General features: G+C 44.1%; 16 protein-coding genes and 1 pseudogene. 11 read left to right on the top strand and 6 right to left on the bottom strand.

Translation table 11 applies throughout. The features are described 5' to 3' along the window. Positions 1 to 245: 245 nt before the first annotated feature. A pseudogene (locus tag ACFSCZ_RS11560) lies at positions 246 to 1,657 on the bottom strand (MFS transporter). A gap of 275 nt (positions 1,658 to 1,932) precedes the next feature. Here ACFSCZ_RS11560 and ACFSCZ_RS11555 point away from each other — a divergent pair. From ACFSCZ_RS11555 to ACFSCZ_RS20165, 8 genes are all read left to right on the top strand, one after another. Continuing rightward, a complete protein-coding gene (locus tag ACFSCZ_RS11555) occupies positions 1,933 to 3,036 on the top strand; it encodes an aromatic ring-hydroxylating oxygenase subunit alpha (protein WP_380774088.1) in 1,104 nt (367 codons plus the stop codon). A gap of 496 nt (positions 3,037 to 3,532) precedes the next feature. Further along, positions 3,533 to 6,730: a sigma factor-like helix-turn-helix DNA-binding protein gene (locus ACFSCZ_RS11550; RefSeq protein WP_380774087.1), complete on the top strand. Its 3,198-nt coding sequence runs from the start codon at positions 3,533 to 3,535 to the stop codon at positions 6,728 to 6,730. 2 nt (positions 6,731 to 6,732) lie between these two features. After that, complete coding sequence (locus tag ACFSCZ_RS11545; protein WP_380774086.1) at positions 6,733 to 8,766, top strand: DEAD/DEAH box helicase family protein; 2,034 nt, start codon at positions 6,733 to 6,735, stop codon at positions 8,764 to 8,766. After that, entirely contained in the window at positions 8,763 to 8,936 is a 174-nt protein-coding gene (locus ACFSCZ_RS11540; RefSeq protein ID WP_380774085.1) for a hypothetical protein, read from the top strand. Before ACFSCZ_RS11545 ends, ACFSCZ_RS11540 begins: the two co-directional genes overlap by 4 nt. Further along, positions 8,933 to 10,960: an AAA family ATPase gene (locus ACFSCZ_RS11535; RefSeq protein WP_380774084.1), complete on the top strand. Its 2,028-nt coding sequence runs from the start codon at positions 8,933 to 8,935 to the stop codon at positions 10,958 to 10,960. The genes ACFSCZ_RS11540 and ACFSCZ_RS11535 overlap by 4 nt, the downstream gene beginning before the upstream one ends. 3 nt (positions 10,961 to 10,963) lie before the next feature. Next, entirely contained in the window at positions 10,964 to 11,416 is a 453-nt protein-coding gene (locus tag ACFSCZ_RS11530; protein WP_380774083.1) for a hypothetical protein, read from the top strand. A 215-nt stretch (positions 11,417 to 11,631) separates the two neighbouring features. Then, positions 11,632 to 12,279 (top strand): DUF1643 domain-containing protein, encoded by a 648-nt coding sequence (locus ACFSCZ_RS11525; RefSeq protein WP_380774082.1) that lies wholly within the window; start codon positions 11,632 to 11,634, stop codon positions 12,277 to 12,279. Positions 12,280 to 12,377: 98 nt separating this feature from the next. Beyond that, on the top strand, positions 12,378 to 12,587 hold the full coding sequence (locus tag ACFSCZ_RS20165) for a hypothetical protein (RefSeq protein WP_465270188.1): 210 nt from the start codon (positions 12,378 to 12,380) through the stop codon (positions 12,585 to 12,587). A 3-nt stretch (positions 12,588 to 12,590) separates the two neighbouring features. Here the strand turns inward: ACFSCZ_RS20165 and ACFSCZ_RS11515 are convergent, their stop codons facing one another. Continuing rightward, the gene (locus ACFSCZ_RS11515) at positions 12,591 to 12,842 is read right to left on the bottom strand and encodes a hypothetical protein (protein ID WP_380774081.1); all 252 of its coding nucleotides are present in this window, start codon (positions 12,840 to 12,842) and stop codon (positions 12,591 to 12,593) included. A 194-nt stretch (positions 12,843 to 13,036) separates the two neighbouring features. On the opposite strand from ACFSCZ_RS11515, the gene ACFSCZ_RS11510 reads away from it, so the two are divergent. Together ACFSCZ_RS11510 and ACFSCZ_RS11505 are read left to right on the top strand one after the other, a co-directional pair. Next, the gene (locus ACFSCZ_RS11510) at positions 13,037 to 13,222 is read left to right on the top strand and encodes an RpnC/YadD family protein (RefSeq protein WP_380774080.1); all 186 of its coding nucleotides are present in this window, start codon (positions 13,037 to 13,039) and stop codon (positions 13,220 to 13,222) included. 120 nt (positions 13,223 to 13,342) lie between these two features. Beyond that, the gene (locus ACFSCZ_RS11505; RefSeq protein ID WP_380774079.1) at positions 13,343 to 13,687 is read left to right on the top strand and encodes a hypothetical protein; all 345 of its coding nucleotides are present in this window, start codon (positions 13,343 to 13,345) and stop codon (positions 13,685 to 13,687) included. A 263-nt stretch (positions 13,688 to 13,950) separates the two neighbouring features. On the opposite strand, the gene ACFSCZ_RS11500 is transcribed toward ACFSCZ_RS11505, so the two are convergent. From ACFSCZ_RS11500 to ACFSCZ_RS11485, 4 genes are all read right to left on the bottom strand, one after another. Then, a complete protein-coding gene (locus ACFSCZ_RS11500; RefSeq protein ID WP_380774078.1) occupies positions 13,951 to 15,141 on the bottom strand; it encodes an aminotransferase class V-fold PLP-dependent enzyme in 1,191 nt (396 codons plus the stop codon). A gap of 11 nt (positions 15,142 to 15,152) precedes the next feature. Further along, positions 15,153 to 16,622 carry a Na+/H+ antiporter NhaC family protein gene (locus ACFSCZ_RS11495; protein WP_380774077.1) on the bottom strand — a complete coding sequence of 490 codons (1,470 nt, stop codon included), beginning with the start codon at positions 16,620 to 16,622 and terminating at the stop codon, positions 15,153 to 15,155. Between the two features lie 22 nt (positions 16,623 to 16,644). Then, positions 16,645 to 17,769, bottom strand: coding sequence for an aminotransferase class V-fold PLP-dependent enzyme (locus tag ACFSCZ_RS11490; protein ID WP_380774076.1), 1,125 nt, complete (start codon positions 17,767 to 17,769; stop codon positions 16,645 to 16,647). 261 nt (positions 17,770 to 18,030) lie between these two features. Then, entirely contained in the window at positions 18,031 to 18,321 is a 291-nt protein-coding gene (locus ACFSCZ_RS11485) for a hypothetical protein (RefSeq protein ID WP_380774075.1), read from the bottom strand. A 130-nt stretch (positions 18,322 to 18,451) separates the two neighbouring features. On the opposite strand from ACFSCZ_RS11485, the gene ACFSCZ_RS11480 reads away from it, so the two are divergent. Then, positions 18,452 to 19,303 (top strand): glycerophosphodiester phosphodiesterase, encoded by an 852-nt coding sequence (locus tag ACFSCZ_RS11480; protein ID WP_380774074.1) that lies wholly within the window; start codon positions 18,452 to 18,454, stop codon positions 19,301 to 19,303. Positions 19,304 to 19,432: the final 129 nt, after the last annotated feature.

Below are 19,432 nucleotides of genomic sequence, written 5' to 3'. Positions count from 1 at the left end.
TCTTAATTTGGGTGCAAATATTCATAAATTGATTCATTCCCCTATAGATCCAAAAACTCCTTTTTTGAAATAATATAACAAAGTATGTATTTCCAGCAATATTGAGCTTTCATCAATGACAATAGGCCTATTAACATCTGTACAAAATATAATGGCCTGTGATTACCAAATAAAGTGAAATCATATATTCCTATGCGGCAACATGAAGGGATGAATTGGCAATCTAAGTTTGGTATTTCAGTTCTTTATTTATCCTTACCTGATTCCTCAATTTTCTTCTCAATCCTATGCTTTTCTTCGCCCCACCATAGAACATTATCCGTATCCTCAATAACATCTTTGATTTCATGTTTTTCAGCAACTGCGGGCGGAGAACCACGGAGTGGTTTTCCGGATGTGTTTTTCAAGAATAAAAGTCACAACTACAATTCCAATGAGAGAAGCGAATATTAAGTAATATGCTGGTATCAGCCGGACCGCGGTAATATTAATCAACCAGGAAATCAGTAAAGGGGCCGTGCCCCCGAATAACGATGCAGAAATATTGTATGCAACAGCCAAACCTCGGTACCTGACTTCTGTAAAAAATAGAGCTGGCAATTGTGAAGTCATGGTACCTTTTATGTGCTAAGTGCGCCCCTAAAATCAACAAACCAAAGAATACTAGCCAATTATTATTACTTCCAATGAGTAAAAACGATGGAACGGACAACAAAATAATGCCAATCAAACTTACTTGAATAATCCGTTTATTCCCGACTCGGTCACCTAAATACCCTATGGTTAATACAATCGGAATCATAATAAACATCACAATCAAAATTAACAGGAGTCCTTTGGTTTCTCCATATCCTAAAACCGCCGTTAAATGTGATGGCATATAGGTTAAGACTGTATAATCAATCACATTATAAAAGAAAACTAAGACTAAACACATTAACAGCGATCGTCGATGAAATTGAAATAGTTCTTTCATGGAGACATGCGGCTTTCTTTCCATGTCCTCCAGTTTCCCTTCCATCGCTGCGAAGGCGGGTGATTCCTCAAGATGGTTCCGAAGATACAAACCTATTATTCCAATTGGACCAGCAATCAGAAATGGCACTCTCCAGCCCCAATCATACATTGTTTCTGTTCCCAAAACATAGGTGAGTGCTGTAACCAACCCTGCCCCAGCAATATATCCGGCTAGTGTCCCCACTTCCAACCCACTTGCCATAAACCCGCGTTTTTTATCTGAGGTGGATTCAGCAATAAAAGTCATTGCGCCAGCATATTCTCCGCCTGTAGAAAACCCCTGCACCAATCTCGCACACAGCAATAGAATCGGAGCGGCTATCCCAATAGATGCATAACTTGGAATTAGGCCTATACTAAATGTAGCAACGGCCATCATAATTAATGTGACAGCTAATATCTTCTTTCGCCCTAATCGATCACCTAACATACCAAAGAACATCCCGCCAATTGGCCGAACAAGGAAGGCAACCGCAAATGTTCCGAAACTAAATACCAACTGTGCAGAATCACTTACACCCGAGTAAAACACTTTCCCTATGATAGCAACCAAATAAGAATAAATCCCGAAATCAAACCATTCCATGGCATTTCCCAGTGCAGTAGCAACCACAGTTCTTTTCGCTATATCCGAGTCTATAACAGTTACGGATTGATTTACAGAAAAATGTCAACTTAAACCATTGTGGTAGGTAATGAGTCTGTGGTATAGCTCCGACTGACAATATGAACTGAGTATTGGCAAGCCATTCCTGGAAAGGATGCGACTTGCCTTTATTTACGGCCATTTAGTAGAAAATTCCCAATAAATTTAATTGTACAATAGATGAACAATTTAATCCATTGAATCTGTGATAATATGAAAACAAATCAGAAAGACATAGAAAAATCATGGATGGATGTGGAGGGAAGAACATGAAAAAGCAGGATTGGGATTACTTGGTACAAGAAGACCGTGTTCACCGTTCTGTCTATACGGATCCTGAAATATATGAAATGGAAATGAAAAAGGTTTTTGGTGATACATGGGTCTATTTAGCACATGAAAGTGAGATTCCACAGGTGAATGATTTTAAAACTGCATATTTGGGTCCCCGCCCGGTCATAGTGACCCGTGACAAAAATGGAGTGCTACGGGCTCTATTCAACCGCTGTACTCACCGTGGAGCAACCATCTGCCGGCTTGAGAAAGGGAACGCAAGGAATTTCGCCTGTCCGTATCATGGTTGGAACTTTTCCAATGAAGGGAAGTTGAATGGTGTTCCATGGGGACAGGGTTATGGAAAAGCTTTTGATAAAAGCGAATTAAATTTGAAACAGGTTCCAAGGGTCGAAAGCTATCGCGGATTCATTTTTGGAACATTGAATGAAGTGGATGCGCCTAGTTTGGAAGATTATCTCGGGAATGCCCGGGATCTGCTGGATCAATGGATTGACCGGTATGGAGGAAATCTGGTTGTAAGAAACAGTGCTCATCGCATGACTTTGAACGGGAACTGGAAGTTTGTTTTTGATAATGCGGGAGACGGCTATCATGTATCGTTCTCACATCGTTCTTTACTTGCGGTCGGGGAGCGTTATGAGGAGAAAGAGGATAAAGATATGACTTATTTTGGTAAAAACCCGGATGGATCTCCCATGTACGTTCAATATTTGGGAAACGGCCATGTGTTCCTGGATCAGCGTCCTATGTACTTGGAAGTCGGTGATATGTGGAAACAACAGCGCCCCCAGCCTGGCCGCGAGTCTTATGAGGAAATGATCAGGGAACGTTTTAAGGATGAGGCCGATAAATATTTGGATTGGTCAGTAGGAGCACAAATGAATCTATCTATCTTCCCCAATTTGCTGATCATCGGAAATCAAATTCAAGTAATAGAACCGATTTCAGTAGATAAGACAAGGTTAACCTGGTATGCAACCATGGTTGATACTTTGCCTGATGAAGTGAATACCTTACGAATGCGGTCACAAGAAGATTTTCCGGCTTTTGGCGAACCCGATAATGAAACGACGTGAGGCCCGCCGAGGATTGGCAACCATGTGTATCGGTGTTGGACAGGGAATTTCACTGGCTGTAGAAAGTATGTAGGAAAGGAGAAACTTAAATGCCATAAGATAAACAAATTAAATCAAATCCACTTTATAATCACGATCTATTTTTACCGCCCTTTAACAGCGCCGCAGAATGAGGATATGTCCCTGTGCCATGTACACATCCTATCTCCCTAAAAAAGGAGACTCAGAAATGGTCAGTGATTCATACGATTTTTACGAGAGAGGAAAAAGTACATTCCTCTCTTTTTTGCTGGGCTTTGTTCGTTATCTAATTGCTGACAACAAGAAAAGTTGCGTTACGCTTGCAAACATATAGAACAGTCCACCATCCCCCTTCACCCGCTAAGAATAGATAAATTTTGACAATTTCCATGAACCTATAATGGATTTTGCATCTTGTGGTACTATTAAGTTAACAGCTTATGCTTAAAGAAGCAGGACGTTAGAAGGTGGAAAGATGCAAGATTATATCGAAATGCCACGAACAATTCAGGAACTAAGCGAGATACATAGTGTAAAGCTGGATGCTCTCCTTCACGATCAATTGTCCATCCATTATTTGCGTGATTTATATAAAAGCGACCGGGACGCTTTTTTTCTTATGGTTGATGAATTGTCGCTGAGAGGTTTTCAGTTTAAGACTGAGAAGCCGAATAATATTTTGCCGGCAGACAGTCCGCCCCCTATTCCTTATATCGCTGTAGAAGCAGATGAACAGCGCTTCCGAAAGATTAATTTTGCCTTATTGGGTATTCCTGGTTTTATAGAAAGGTTTCAAGTGGAGACGGATTTGTTTTTTCACAAAATTCCTCTTGAGGGCTTTCAGCGGTTAAATGCCGGGATCCGTGTAGAAGAGTTGGAGGAAATATTTAGGGAGGCCGGTTTTATGATCAAGCATGGTTCAGAACAACAAGCGGAAATCGAGAATAGCCAAGAACGTGCGGAACATGGGCGATATGCCATTGAGGATCTTTTCCATGAAAACAAATTCAGGCTGTTTCGGAGGTTCTGCAAGCAAAATGGAATTACTGTCCTTGATGACATTACTTCAGCTGTCATAGAAGAGTTCAGCTTCTTTCCACAGGTCGGTGTGGGGAAGGTTCAGGCAGTGAAGGACCGCTTGGAGGAAATCGGTCAAAACCTACAGGGAATAGAAGAAAACATTCCAACGGGCCCCGTTTTAGAAATCGCCAATCCATTGGCTTTGGACTATAGTGTTTCAGAGCTGTTTAATGAAAATAAATTTAATAAATTCCGTAACTTTTGTATCCAACACCAAATTGAGACCGTGGGCCAAATTGAACATACACATATAGAGATGTTCACCCAATTTCCCGGAGTCGGCAAAAAACGAGTTGATGATGTACAGCAAAAATTAAAAGAGTATGAGAATACATATGAAGATATCTTTCCTACCTGTTTTGAATCAGGCGGTATATTTCCGTATATTCAAACCTCGGCCATTGCCGATCTTCTGGATGTATATGACATAGAGTCCGATTGGGACAGCACCCTGACGATCGGAGAAATAGAAGGAAAGCCGTTTGAAGGTGTGGAGGAAATTCCAGGTGATACGCTGTTAACATTGTCTGTGAAATTAAAAGCACAACAGCATCCCAAAGACATTCTGGAAAACATCGGGAGCCAGTTATCCGACAGGGAAGCGACCGTCCTAAACTCAAGATTTATTGAAAATCTGACCTTGGAAGAGACAGCCGGCATCTTAAGTGTGACACGGGAAAGAGTCAGGCAGATTGAAGGAAAGACGATTAGAAAAATATTTACACACCTGAAGGAAAATCAGTTTGTAGAGGGGATCAAACTGATTTTTCCGAAGAAGAAATTTTTGTCTTCCCATGAGATGGAAATGCTCGTCAGCGACGGGTACGATTTTCTCGTTCCCATCTTTAAACATAAAGACAGTCTCTTATTCTATCTTCCGATGCTGGATGTGTTTTACTGGGATCCTCAGCTGGAGTCCGGTATTGACAAGCTGTATGAGTTAATCAATGAATTGCCGGACGTTTTCTATCTTCACGAACATGAAGAAACGCTGATGGAGGGATTGGAGGCCGCCGGTTTTGAACATCCGACAGCCGAGCAAATCCATTTGATGCTGAAAAACAGCCTGTTTCATCAGTATGGCACGCTGTACTCAAGATATAAGCTGGCAGCAACAGATGTGCTGGAGCAGATTTTCCGAAAGCATGTAAAAGAACCGCTGAGGCTGGATGAAGAAGGCTATGAAAAACTCAAGCGGATTGCCGAAAAGCATTTGGATTACGAGTTCGATGGAAATCTCCGCTCCATCGATGCAAGGCTGAGGAGTACAAGAAATGTGATCCTTGTGGATCGGCTGACGTTTCAATGGTTTGACGGAGAAGCATTTGACGCATCTATCCTCCATCAGGTCGAGGAATATTTGGATAAGCGTTTTGAAGAAACCTCGGTCATTAATGTAGAAGAAGTGTTCCAAGCCTTTCAATCCCAGCTGGAAACCTATGATATCTGCAATAAGCATCATCTGTATTCCATTATTAAATATTTCCTGGGAGAAAAATACAGCATCGGCCAAGGGAACACGCTCAATATCTTTAAAGACGAAAGCGGAAAAATGAGCCTGCATGAAGCGATCATCGATGTGATCGAAAGAGCCGGAGGCCTTTGCACAAAAGACCACCTGGAAGAAACTCTGAGATGGCAAAGATACAAAATTGATTTGGCGATCTCCAGTTCCAGCCGGCTGATTCCGTGGGGAGAGAATCAGGTTATTTTATATGAGCATATCGGTTTGACGGAAGAAGAAGAGAACAGGCTCCGTACCCTGCTTGCGAAGTCGATGCCAAAAGGCTATACCACTGCAGGTCTGCTGTATAAGGAATTGATGTTTGATCCGTCCTTGTCGGTTTTGATCAGCCAAAGAGGCATAGATGACCATGCGAAACTGGCCGGGATTATGAAGGTGCTGGATCCTGAGCTTCGCGGCCATACGAATTTTATCTATAAAGCGGACAGTCCGTATACCACCTTTGACCAGGTGATATTGGATGAGTTTAAGCAAGAATCATCGCGCCAGGAAATCAGAGAGTTTGCCATGAAACATGGCTACTCATATGTCATGGCTGCCGGGCTTCTCGCCAGCCTGATGGAGAGCGGCCAGCTGCTGGAAATTGACTATGACACGCTGTACCCGGCAGCGGAGCTGAAGATCGAAGAAGACGTCATTCGGCAATTGAAGGATTTTATCGGGGAACAAATGGAAGGAACCGCCTATATTTGTCTGGAGAATGTAAAAGGATACAGAAGAAAACTTCCGGTGATCGATTATCGCTGGAATCCTTACCTGATGAAAAGCCTGCTTGTGAGAAATGGCTACAGGCAAATTCACAAAGTCAACCGCGACTATCGGTATGATAAGGCGATCCTAGTGAAGGAAGATTCAGAGATTCAAACATTTGAAGAGCTCGTTCATTGGATATTGACGAATGAATTTGATGGGAACATGCACGAAGTGTTTGTCTATGATTTTCTGATGAAAAAAGGACTGCTGGCGGAGCAGGCCTATGATCATGAAAAAATCTTGCCGCATGAGCTGAAAACAGGCTCATTGGTGAGTGTCAATGAGATCGGAATTGTCTCCGTAAGGCAGGGATAAATATGTCATTTCGAGAGTTGGATATAAAATATAAATATCGTTCGGACCATGACCAGATCCATCGCGATTTTTACGAAAAATGCCTGGCGCACGCCATCCGGTATGACCGGGCAGTCGGGTATTTCACGAGCGGCAGTTTGTCGGTAATTGCCAAAGGACTGGAAGTGTTCCTGGAGAGGGAAGGAAGAATCAGAATGATCGCCAACCCTCATTTAACAAAAGAAGATGTCGAAGCGGTCCGTCTCGGCTACAAGGCGAAGCACGATGTGATCGTCCAGTCCATTCTCAGAGAACTGGAAGTCAGTGAAGATTCTATCCGGAACGATGCGCTGAACGTACTGGCGTGGCTGATTTACACAGAGAAGCTGGAGCTGAAAATTGCTTTTACAAATAACAACAGCCTCTATCACGAAAAGTTTGGTATCTTCTATGACGAAGAAGGAAAGCAAATTGCATTTTCGGGTTCGGCGAATGAAACACTCGGCGGTATCCGTGACAACTTTGAAAAAATCGATGTGTTTTGGAGAGACACCGAACAAGAGCGGATTGAGGATATGGTTCATGACTTTGAAAACCTGTGGAATGACGCGACAAACGGACTGACCGTCATTCCGATTCCGGATATCATTAAAGAAAAAATTGTCGGCTATAAACGGGAGGTGACCGGCATACCATCGTCTGGATTGAAAGGTATTAAGCCCCGCCCGTATCAGCAGGAAGCCATTGATGCGGTGAAAAATAACAACTGGCACGGCATTTTGGAAATGGCGACAGGTACGGGAAAAACGATCACTAGCCTGCTCATTTCCAAGGAATTTTACAAGGAGAAAGGAAGAATCTTCCTGGTCATTCTTGTTCCTTTTACCCATTTGGCCGACCAGTGGGCGAAAAACTGTCAAGACATGGGCTACCGGAGCATCACCTATTGTTTTGGCAGCAAAAGCTCCTGGGTGAACAAGCTGCAGGGGGATGTGAGGGATTATAATCTTGGACTCATTAAAGACCATGTGGCGATTACCACCTATAAAACAGCAGCTTCCCCTGAATTCAACCAAATGATGTCAAAATTAAGGGGGAAGGATTTTCTGATTGCGGATGAATGCCACTATTTTGGCGTGAAAAGCCTGAGGGATAATTTACTCGGCGGCATGGAGGCCAAAATTGGGCTGTCCGCCACGCCGGAACGCTGGTGGGATGAAGAAGGCTCCCAGTATATTGAAGACTTTTTCGGTCCGCCGGTGTATGAGTATGATATGAAAAGCGCGATTGCCAACGGTGCGCTGACGGAATATATTTATAATCCTTTAATAACAGGGTTGACAGATGAGGAAATCGAGCGATATGAAAAACTGACAAGAAGGCTGATTTACCTGTACGGAGATGAAAAAGGAAACAGGGATGAAATCAGCGAAGTGAACCGGAAGAGAAGCCTGATTATCAGCAAGGCAGAAAGCAAGAAAGAGCTGCTTTTTTCCATGTTTGAGAAAAAAACACGTGAAGAAGTATCGCATACTTTGGTCTACTGTGCGCCCGGCGAGGTGGATATCATTACTTCCAGGCTGGCGGGCATAGGATACCGGGTCCACCGCTTTGACTCCAACGTTCCGCTGGAGGAGCGGATGAAAATCTTGGATGCCTTTGATATGGGCTCTATTCAAATATTGGTGGCCATTAAATGCTTGGATGAAGGAGTGGACGTTCCGAGTACGAAAGCTGCCTATTTTTTGGCGAGCACGTCCAATCCGCGTGAATTTGTCCAGCGCAGGGGCCGGATTTTAAGAAAGCATCCGGGGAAAAACCTGGCGGTCATTTATGATTTTATCGTGCTGCCGGCAGGCGCATCCGATCCCATGTACCAATCGATTGCATCCAAAGAACTTCCGAGGTTTGCTGAATTTTCCAGATTTGCGATAAACAACTTTAATGCAAGAGAAATCGTTGGAAATGAACTGAAATTTTATTCGCTTGAATATTTGATGGACAAACTTCCATGGGAGGTCTATCGCGAGTTTCAGAAAATGGAGGCTGCAGAATGAAAACAAACAGCAATTTGGATCAAAAAATTGAGGAATTCCCAGAAGACCTGGCTTATCTTGCCAAACTTCTCCTCAGAGAAGTCGAGCTCGGCAGGCGTTCCAATGCCCAAATTGAAGAGTTGATGAGACAGGAAATCAGGGAACTGGTATTGGAGGACATCGAAGAATGAAACTGTTAAAGATCTCGATGAACAACTTCAGGCAATTTTACGGAGAACAGACGATTGAATTTGCCCATGGGGAAGAAAACATCACGATCGTCTTTGGTGAAAACGGAAAAGGAAAAACAGGAATATTCCGTGCCTTGATGTTTGCCCTATATGGCGCCAGGCACATCCAGCAGGATAACGAGAAGGACGACATCCACCTTGTCAATTTCCTGGCGCTTGATGAACATCTGAACATGCCTGTTGAAGGACACGTCACGATCGTGTTTGAATCAGGCGGAAAAACCTATGAACTGAAACGGACGATCGTCGGATTCAAGGCCAACGGAACAGTGGAAGAACGAATTCAGGGAGCGGAAATGCACCTGATTGACGAACAGGGCAACTACAGTGCAAAGCCGATCACCGATCAGGAAGAGATTAACCAGGTGGTTAACAACATGCTTCATGAAAATATTAAAGATTTCTTCCTGTTTGATGCGGAAAAAATTGAGACGCTCGCCAAGACCGATGCGAAAGTCAAGCAGGAAGTTAAAACCGGGATCGTCAAGCTGCTGCAAATAGACAAAATTGACAAGTCCATTAAGCTGCTGCAAAAGCTGCATAATGCCGAGAAGAAGCGTGTGCTGCAAAATTCCCAGAACCTGGACTTGAACCGCAAGCAAAATGAAATTGAAGCATTGACCACAGACATCAGCAACATGGAAGAAATGATTGTGTTAAAGGAAAACAACAAAGATTCCTGTGAGAAAGAAATTGAAGATATTAAAGATAAGCTGGCAGAAAACGAAGAAGTGCGCAAAATTCAGGAAAAGTACGACAATGAGAAAGAAAAGCGCAACCTGGAGAAAAGACTGGCAAGCTCCAAGAAAGAAGAAATCAAAGGCCAGCTTGTCCGCCATGGCTATCACCTGATCATGAAGGATTCTTATGTTTCCGTGAAAAATTACCTTGATCAAATTTTAGTCGATCAACAAGACCTGATTCCGCTGGAAGTGATTGAAAAATCCTTGAGGGAGCATCGGTGTGCCTGCTGTAACAGCGACTTGACCGAGCATCCCGAATATCTGCAGCATATTGAACACTTAAAGAGCAATTACAAGCGTTCAGAGCTGACACCGCTCATTTCCATGATCACATCCAATATTCATGATGCCACCATCGCGGAAGAAGAAGTTATTGAAACGATTAACAAAAACTTGGCGGAATACCGTGAAATTAAAAACAATGTGGAAGAGCTGAACAAGCAGCTCCAGCGCTATAACGAAGACATGATCGGCAAAGCACAAGAGCAGGAGAACTTAAAGCATTTGGAATCCACGTTGAAAAACAAGGAGCAGATGCTGCAAAGCCTGGGTGTGGAAATCGAAGGCCTCAAGCACCAAATCAGGGAAAAGGAAAAGCAAAAAGAAGCGCTGGAGAAAGAATTCAGCCGCCTGATGAGAGCCAACGAAAGCCTGCTTATCGACTCCAAGGTGCTTCAATACATCGAGGATTTAAAATCTCATCTGGAGATTGTCTTTACGGAATACAGCGATGAGATGAGACACCGGCTCACTGCTGAAGCAACCGCTATTTTTAAAGAGCTGATTGACCGCAAGGACAAAGACTTGATCAATCGGATTGATATAAATGAAAAATACGAGATTGATATTATCGGCTGGGATCAAATCAACATTACGCAGGATATTTCCCAGGGGCAGAGGCAAGTCGTCGCTTTATCCTTTATCACCGCCCTTGCCAAGCTGGCATCCGGAGGTTCCGAAGACATCAACTTCCCGCTCTTTATGGATACGCCGTTCGGCCGGATCAGCGGAAACAACCGGGACCACTTAATCGACAATATTCCGAACTTGACGTCGCAATGGATTCTGCTGCTGACGGATACTGAGCTGTCCAGAACCGAAGAAATGCGCTTCAAGAAAACCGGAAAACTTGGAAAGTGGTACAAGCTTGAACAAATCACCAAAGGCCATTCAGAGATCGTGCCGATGGAAATCAACGAAGCAATGGCAACGAGGGGGTAAACTATGGACTTCTTAATGGACCAAGCGCTTTTATATACAAGCAAGAAATACGAAGAAATTTATATTTATTTCAACAACAAGCTCGACATCAAATACCAGGACCTGTTCCTGCTCTGTGCCAGCATCGGGTTTAAAAACAACCGGAAGACTCCACGTGAAGGGCGCGGCCGGGAGTTCCGTACGAACTACCTGAACTCCCAGCAGAAAACAGCAGCCTACTCTATCATTTTAAGTGACCCGGAACTTGGCAGAAACATTGAAGCCTTTGAAACAAGCGAATTTAAACTAAAGGCAAGAAAAAGGCTGGAGGAGTATGCCGAGGGCGGAATGGACCTGTTGGTGGAAGAAGTTTTCGGCCATCGCTGGGACGGAAATACGCTCGATCCGACATACAGTGAATATGAAGTGGATGTAATCGGGTATATTTACGCGGATGCGCATGAGGTGCCGTTTTAGAAAGCTGTTTTTTAATAGATGTAAATTAAGCCCGGCAGCCCGTTAATTCGGCTCCGGGCTCCATTTTGTAGACATGGACAAATGGGTCTACAGAATTTTTGCCCCTGAGAGAAAGTGGAAGGGGTGGAGGGTGGATCCGGAGAGGTCGCCAAGGATTGTTCAAGCAGCCCAAAACCGCTGAACATCAAACTTTTTACAGAAAGGAGAGGAGGCCCGTGGCATTTATTCCGGCAGAGGTGTTGAGGCAATCCTTTGAAGTCTACGGTAAGTTTTATAAATATGATTTGAATGGACAAATCATGAACATGCGGTCTCATGTGCAAATCGTCAGGAAAGAGATACAGGCGGAGAAACCGGACTGTACGGTCATCATGATCAATCCGGGAAGCTGGAATCCGTCAGCTCAAGATTCCTGTCAGGAAAAAGGCGGGTTGATACGGGCGAAAGACAACCAGACCCAGCACCAGCTGATGCGGCTGATGGATCGGATGGGGTACAACCGATTGGATGTCATTAACCTTTCTGATATTTGCGAAGGAAACCTCAAGAAGTTCTTTAATCGGATGGATAATTTCCAATCTTTGGAAGGCGATCGTCATTCTATTTTTACGAAAGAAAGAGAAGCGGAGCTCCTGGAACACATTGATCACGAGATCCCGATCATTGCAGGCTGGGGAACCGACGCCCGCATACAGAGATTAGCCCAACAGGCTTTAAGGATACTTGGTGAGCGCAAACTCTATGGAATCAAACACGAAAAGCATCCTTATTATTACCACCCCAAACCTCCCGTGATCAAAGACAGGATCCGCTGGCTTAACCGTATGGAGGCGCAGTTAAAGGGGGAGGCAGTTTTGGTATAAAAGCAGCTAGAAAGCTGCTTGACACAAAACATATTGACGGAATCTTACGGTTATTATATAAAAGGAACATATGTTCTAATTGTGAAGGAGGAATGAATTTGATTCGCCATGAACGAATGTTCAAGATGTTGCTTGAAGCATTCTTCGAAGAATTTGTGATGCTTTTTCCCCGAAGCAGCCGAAGCCATCGACTTCACAACGACCATATTTTTGATTTAGTGGAGGGAGAAAAAAGGGTCGTTGATCTATTGGTTAAAACAAGGATACGTGGAGAGGAGTCCTTGATGCTGAGCCATATGGAGACGTAATCATCATACCAGCAAAACTTCAATGAACGAATGTTCATCTATCACAATCGCCTCTACGAAAAACACCGCTTGTCCATCCTGCCGATTGCGCTGTTCACCTATGAGGGAAACAAAACAGAGCCCGAGGAATTTTCTATTCATTTTCCATTTAAAAAAGTGGGTGCCTTCCATTATATTGTGATCGAATTGAAAAACTTCCATGGCGTCAATACATACTGCAGGACAACCCAATTGCTGCAGCATGATTAAGCACATAGGGGTATACTGATAATGAGAAAATACAAGTCAAAAAAGAGTTTTTGCGCATGTTTCTTCGCCTTCAGCTCGACCCGGCAAAAATGCAGTTGTTGCCCAGCTTTTTTGAAACCTATTTGGAACTTACCAATAAAGAAGAGCAAACCTTGATGGAGTAAATCCGTATGACAAACCCAAAAGAGGAGGAAAAACTGATGGAACTTATGACCTCCTGGGAAAAGAAAGGTTGGAAGGAAGGTATTAGTGAAGGAAAAAGGGAAGGTATAAAAAAAGGACTTCAAAAAGCAGCAAAAAGCATGCAGGAAAAAGGTGTAGACGAAGAGTTTATCTTTGAAGTAACGGGTCTTTCCAGAGAAGAGCTGGAGGAGATAAAGAAATAACCACGGAGGAACACTGAAACCACCCTGTTATTGATAAGTGCCTGTTTAACATGCCAGGGTGAAGACACTGGTTGAACATATGTATGATATAAAGATCCTAATTCCTAAGGAGGTGAGAACATGGAGCAATCAGGGGTTCAGGAAATTTTAAGAGCATTGGCCATGCATTCAGAGCATATGGACCAAAAGCTTGACGGTTTAGAATCGCGTCTAAATGGCCGAATTGATGGGATTGAAGGCCGCATGGACAAGTTGGAAGGTCGGATGGATAAGTTAGAAGGTCGGATGGATAAGTTAGAGAACCGGATGGATAAGATGGAGGCCAAGTTTGAAGAGCGTTTCGACCGTCTTGAAAAAAAGTTCGACGGGTTTAGGGTGGAACTTACCGAAACGCAGGAAACTGTAGATTACTTGGCGACGAAAAGCGCCCAGCACGAACGAAAACTGCGGAATTTTACCTCTTAGCCCCTCAGAAAAGGAAATTACCTATTTACTCTTCAAACAAAAAATCTTCAAAGATAAACCTATTCCCTTATAGAGGCAGGCGCCAAAGCGTCTGCCTGTTTCTATAATATTTTCTTGTTTTTCACCCGCGTAAGCCCAAAGATAGGCCCATCAAGATGATGTGATCTATACGTACGTAAAAATGGATCTGGAGGTCATCTACGATCACGGGGGCCCTGGTACCTATACGCCGATAGAACATCAAAAACTCCCGCCTGCCCTCCTCAGTGCTTTGGTAGAGCCATCTCCCTGATCCCGGCGAGGATGCTGTTTAATTCTGTTGCGAAATATTCGACGTCCTTTTTTGTGGTCGTATAATGAAATCCGAACCGTACCCCTCCGATCGATTCGACGGATCTAAGGCTCACCTTAAAACCTCTTTTGGCAAGATTCTCTGCCAAAATCCTTTCAAACTCCACACCTAATAGGGAGGTGATCGTAAGAATAGAGGACCAATTTTTTTCGTTTTTTGGCATCAGACGGAATTCATTACCCAGATGGACCCGTTGTTGAAATAACTCACGCAGCTCCAGCACATGATTCTCCGCATTGGAAATGCCGAATTTCTCCCAATTGTCCATTGCTTCGCCAATCATCATCGCACCGATAGCATTCACCATCCCGCCTGGTTCAAAGACGCAGGCACCATCTTGTAATGGCTGGTCCAGCAATTGTGAACGCTGATGATTCCGTGATTCCAGATAGGCAACCCAGCCCCCGTCAGGTTCCTCAAGGTTGAAGTAGCCTTTAAAGGGCGGCTCAATGACTTGGAGCAGTCGATCGCTCATGTACATAAACCCCAAGCCAAAGGGGCTGTTCAGCCATTTATGTCCTCCAACAATATAAGCATCTATTTGATCCTGCTTCATATCTCTCCATAAAACCCCAGCTTCCTGAATTCCGTCAATAATCCAAAATTCATTCTCTTTTTTCTGATATCCACCCAATAGATCTTGAAACGAAAAACGGTAGCCGCTCACTTCCTGAACGGAACTCATGGAGAGAATGTTGTTGGCGCCCTTAGTTAATTCCCGGTAAATACCAGTTGGATCCACCTTGCCATCTTTGGTTACCACGAAATCAATCTGATTCGCGTGACCGCTCCACACGAGCGAACTGGAGATAAATTCAATGTCAGGCACAAGGACATTCGTTTTGATCCCGGAGGACTTTATTGCTGAGGCGATAAGCCCCAGCCCCTCCGTTGTATTATTGATAAAAGCAATATTTTTTGAAGATACACCATATATTTCGGCTATCTTCTCCCGGACGTCTTCTACGCATTGAACCAATTCTATCGCATAATCCTCTGCTGCTCCTTTAATATTTACGGGAAGTTTCTCGATAAAACTCGATATTTTTTTAAGTGAATCGCTATCAGGCACTCCCATGGAAGGGTAATTGAGATAGAGCATATACTCCCCCCTTAATTCGTTTTTGTCATAGGAGGAATCGTATCCTGGGGATCCCCATAAATGTCTCTGTATTCCGCTTCATACTCTTCTTCACTCATGGTTTCCAATCCCCAGCCGCTGACTGCAGCGAAGACGATCACAAGAACCATGGCAATACAATAAAATACATAAGGAGCGACGCCGACGGGGTTGAAATTGGGGTGGGCGGCCATATCCACCATGCCCCCAACAAACGCAAAAGGAATGAGTAAACCGACGCTATACGGCAAGAACCCGATGATGGAGGTAGAACAGGCATCCAACAGATTTCCGCGTCTCCATGGCTGAATTTTAAACTTATGCCCGAGCCTTCTGACAAAGTCTCCCAGCATAACCATGGAAGGAGTTCCAGCAGTTGTGAGCGCATTCAAAAGGAGAGTGGAGAAAACGATGACGATCTCGGCACGTTTAGGTGTGGTGGCGATGCTTTCTGCTTTCTCGATCAGCCAATCAAGAAATCCGCCGGCCTGCAAGGTGCCAATCATCCCCATGATAAAAATGGTAAAGATGGCAATCCCCGACATGCCGAAAATACCATCCAGAATAATTCCGCCTGCAGAAAACTCTTCGCGGTTAATGCTCAAAATATTGCTGAATCCAATTAAACCGCATACCAATCCCAGCACGATCCCGATGGCATTCGAATACAATAAGCTCTCTACCAGGTCTTTTCCTCTGATCATGAAGAAGAGAAGGATGATGGGCACGAGAAGCATGATAAGTCCCAGCGGGTTGATTTCATCTGGAGGAGTCACCGTCGAACTTCCGGATTGAATCAGGGCAAAGATGATATAAAGTCCAATCGTAATCACCCCGGCTGCCGCTGCATATTTTAAACGGCTGCGAACGACTTTACTGATTTCTGTTCCTTGGGAATACGCCGAAACAATGGTCGTGTCTGATATGGGAGCAAGGTTATCTCCGACGTACGCCCCTCCGATAATCGCCCCGATAATAAGAACGGGATCTCCGCCCAGCGTGTAGCCGACAGGAAACAAAATCGGGCTTGCGGCAATAAGTGTACCTACGGAAGTTCCTGTGGCCATCGACATAATCGCAGCAATAATAAAAGCAAGTAAAGGGAACCAGGCAATGGACATTCCGGTTTGAAGGAACCCCCACACAATCCCTTCCACGAGTCCAGTAGACTGCAAAAGCTGAGCCATAATACCCGCCAGGAACCAAGCAAGCAGCATAATCGCAAGCATCCTTGAGGTAATCCCGGTAATCAATGCCTCGATATAGGTCTTTTTATTCTTTGCCAGTAATAATCCTATGAAAATACCGAATAAAGCCATCGGCCAAAATGCTTCCGGAAGCGCAGCACCTGTCACACCCAGCCATAGAATCCCGACAAACATGACCCCGAAAGGGACCAGCAGAACGGGCACCCCTCCATAAAATTCAAGCTTGCTCTCAACCTTGGAATCAGTCAAAGCCATACAGATCCATCCTCCCTTATTGTCATATTTTTGCTAATTCACTCAGGGCCGTACGAACATCTTGTTCCGTATTGTAATAATGCGGGGCAATCCGGATCACATCGTTTCTTGCAGATACGATGATCCCTTTTTCCAGTAATTGCTTCTCCACTGCTGAGGCGTTCTCAACATAGATGGCCGTGTTCGAGCCTTTTGCTTTCACATCCTTCGGGCTTTTTAGGACCAACCCGTAATGTTCTGCAGCGTCTATCGCCACCTGCGACAAGGTCTCCAAATAAGATTCAACCTGCTTGATATCCAGCTGACTCAATATCTTTAATGCGGCTTCTGCTGCAAACCCATTGATCATGGGAAACGTTCCTGAATCAAATCGTTTGGTATGTTCACCGTATTGAAGATTCTTGATATCAAAAGCAAATGGATTTTCCTGCCCAAACCATCCTGTGATCCGAGGTTGCAGCTGCCGGGAGATTTTCTTGTCTATATATAGATAGGCAAACCCGGGGATCCCCAATCCATACTTTTGCATGCCGGTACAAAGCATATCGATCCCCATTTCTTTCACGTTAATGGGAGTTTGTCCAAACGACTGATACGCATCAACAAACAAATAAGCCCCTTTTCTGTGGACAGCCTCTGCCACAGCCTTAATATCCTGTTTGTTTCCGTTATAAAAGGAGACATGGGAGGTGGAGACCAATAACGTTTGCTCATCCACTGCTTGCTCATAATGATCCGCCTCCAGCGGATTGTTCTCATCACTCTTGATAAAATCGATGTGAAACCGGTCTCTGTGTGAAAGCCAAACATGCCCGATGGTGGGGAAATCAAATTCTGTAATCAGCACTTTTTTTCTGCTTCGATTGTCTATACTTGCGGCAATACTGGAAGCTCCGTGAGAAACACTGGAAACGATGGCTATTTCACTCGGGGAAGCATGGATCATACGGGCGAAAAGGTTCCTGGCATGTTCACAGGCCGCCATCCAGCCTTCCCAGTCCATTCCTTGTTCTTCCCATGTTTGTACATAGCGCGCGATCGCACCCTTGACGTCCCTGTGAAGGGCACTTTGGGAACAGCTGGACAATTGGATTTTCCTTTGCAAGATAGGAAACTCACTTCTCGTATTTTCCAGGGTTGCTAACATATAATCTTCCTTTCTGTTAGAAATCATCTCGGACGATTTATCGTTTTCAGAACAACTGCAGGGAATACATTTTCAAACAAGAAAGACAGGATCATCCCCGCATTCAGAATGTATGAAGTAAGAGTGTCTTCATTGTATAGTCCATTCTGATTTTAATCTGTAACATACTTTACAAAATTAAAAAAAGAGGAGAATAAAGTGGCTGTGGCCCGGCGTGGGTGGGGAAAATCGGTGCAGGCAATGATTCATCCTGTGCTATTTCTAAAAACGGAGATGTCTATGATCAGGAGGATCATCGAGTTGGACGGCCAGGCTGAGGTGTCGAAACCAAAGGAACTCCCCGCGTAATTCCATGAGTAGGATGCAGAGAACAATTAATCTGCTTGTGTTGTAATCAAAAGCTACTTCTCTCAGCCAATGTATCCTGAAGGTATACTCAATGGGATCCTGACATTGCTGCTTGATGATGATCGAACCTGTTTGAAGTCCCCATGGGACTCCTTCAAGGATGCCTTCCGGTGTTCTGTGGTCATTACAGGTGACTAATGCCAAAGTCTATTCCTCCCAGCCGCATGTATACCATTTTTTTACAGTTTATTAATGAGCTTTTTACCGTCTATCCATATACGCTTCATATCTCTCTTTGGTAATAGAGTTAACACATTGATAAAGGAGTGGTTGTATGAAGCATCTTTTTTCTTTATTGGCTTTGGTGGGGATAGGAGCAGCTATGGGTACCCAGCCTGCTCTTGCCATGGAGGGCAGCGAAACTTCCAGGCAGCAGCAACAAAAAATGATGAATATCGCACATCGCGGAGCATCCGGACATTCACCGGAGAACACCATGGCAGCTTTCCAAAAAGGGTTCGAAATGAAGGCAGACTATATAGAAATGGATGTACAGATGACAAAAGATGGGGAACTTGTCATTATTCATGACACCACCGTAGATCGTACAACAGATGGAACCGGGAATGTAGGGGAGTTGACTTTTGAGGAAATGAGACAACTTGATGCCGGCAGCTGGTTTCATGACAACTATGCCGGCGAGAAAGTTCCTTCTTTTGTTGAAGTATTAGATGCATTTCGTGGTAAAACTGGTATTTTAATAGAGATTAAAGCACCGGAGCTTTACCCGGGAATAGAAGAAAAAGTTGCCGAAGCATTGAAAGAACGAAATATGCATCAACCAAATCATCAAAAAATTATTATCCAGTCCTTTAACCATGAATCAATGAAAAAATCAAAAGAGCTGTTGCCGCAGGTACCCCATGGTGTACTGGCCGGACGCGGCTGGGCAAAAGTTACAGACGAACAGTTAGCGGAATTCGCATCCTATGCAGATTATTTCAATCCCAATATGACCATTGTGACGCCTGAATTGGTTGACCGGGTTCATAAAGCGGGTATGATGATGTTTCCATATACATCCAGAACCCAGGAACAGGCGGACCACTTATTTCAATTGAATGTGGATGGAATTGTTACAGACTTTCCAGAGCATGTCTATTACCATCCCGTACATAATCATTAAGGCAGAGGGACAGCGGCAAATTGATTGGGGAGATGCTGATCAAGGGGAAACAGGAGCCAAGGCGTTCTATTATTTTAGTAAAGAGAACACTTCACGCTCATGCATGCCGACTTCTTTGGATGAATCCGG

Origin of the sequence: Siminovitchia sediminis (assembly GCF_042680885.1) — a bacterium.
In the GTDB taxonomy this organism is placed as follows: Bacteria; Bacillota; Bacilli; order Bacillales; family Bacillaceae_C; genus Siminovitchia; species Siminovitchia sediminis.
The sequence above is the reverse complement of the archived record's forward strand: the minus strand, read 5'-3'. Positions and strand labels throughout refer to the sequence as shown.

Coding starts and splice junctions, on each gene's coding strand:
- ACFSCZ_RS11490 (WP_380774076.1), bottom strand. CDS start 17,769: ATGTTAGCAACCCTGGAAAATACGAGAAGTGAGTTTCCTATCTTGCAA.
- ACFSCZ_RS11535 (WP_380774084.1), top strand. CDS start 8,933: ATGAAACTGTTAAAGATCTCGATGAACAACTTCAGGCAATTTTACGGA.
- ACFSCZ_RS11530 (WP_380774083.1), top strand. CDS start 10,964: ATGGACTTCTTAATGGACCAAGCGCTTTTATATACAAGCAAGAAATAC.
- ACFSCZ_RS11510 (WP_380774080.1), top strand. CDS start 13,037: ATGGAACTTATGACCTCCTGGGAAAAGAAAGGTTGGAAGGAAGGTATT.
- ACFSCZ_RS11480 (WP_380774074.1), top strand. CDS start 18,452: ATGAAGCATCTTTTTTCTTTATTGGCTTTGGTGGGGATAGGAGCAGCT.
- ACFSCZ_RS11540 (WP_380774085.1), top strand. CDS start 8,763: ATGAAAACAAACAGCAATTTGGATCAAAAAATTGAGGAATTCCCAGAA.
- ACFSCZ_RS11550 (WP_380774087.1), top strand. CDS start 3,533: ATGCAAGATTATATCGAAATGCCACGAACAATTCAGGAACTAAGCGAG.
- ACFSCZ_RS11545 (WP_380774086.1), top strand. CDS start 6,733: ATGTCATTTCGAGAGTTGGATATAAAATATAAATATCGTTCGGACCAT.
- ACFSCZ_RS11505 (WP_380774079.1), top strand. CDS start 13,343: ATGGAGCAATCAGGGGTTCAGGAAATTTTAAGAGCATTGGCCATGCAT.
- ACFSCZ_RS11500 (WP_380774078.1), bottom strand. CDS start 15,141: ATGCTCTATCTCAATTACCCTTCCATGGGAGTGCCTGATAGCGATTCA.
- ACFSCZ_RS11555 (WP_380774088.1), top strand. CDS start 1,933: ATGAAAAAGCAGGATTGGGATTACTTGGTACAAGAAGACCGTGTTCAC.
- ACFSCZ_RS11515 (WP_380774081.1), bottom strand. CDS start 12,842: ATGTGCTTAATCATGCTGCAGCAATTGGGTTGTCCTGCAGTATGTATT.
- ACFSCZ_RS11495 (WP_380774077.1), bottom strand. CDS start 16,622: ATGGCTTTGACTGATTCCAAGGTTGAGAGCAAGCTTGAATTTTATGGA.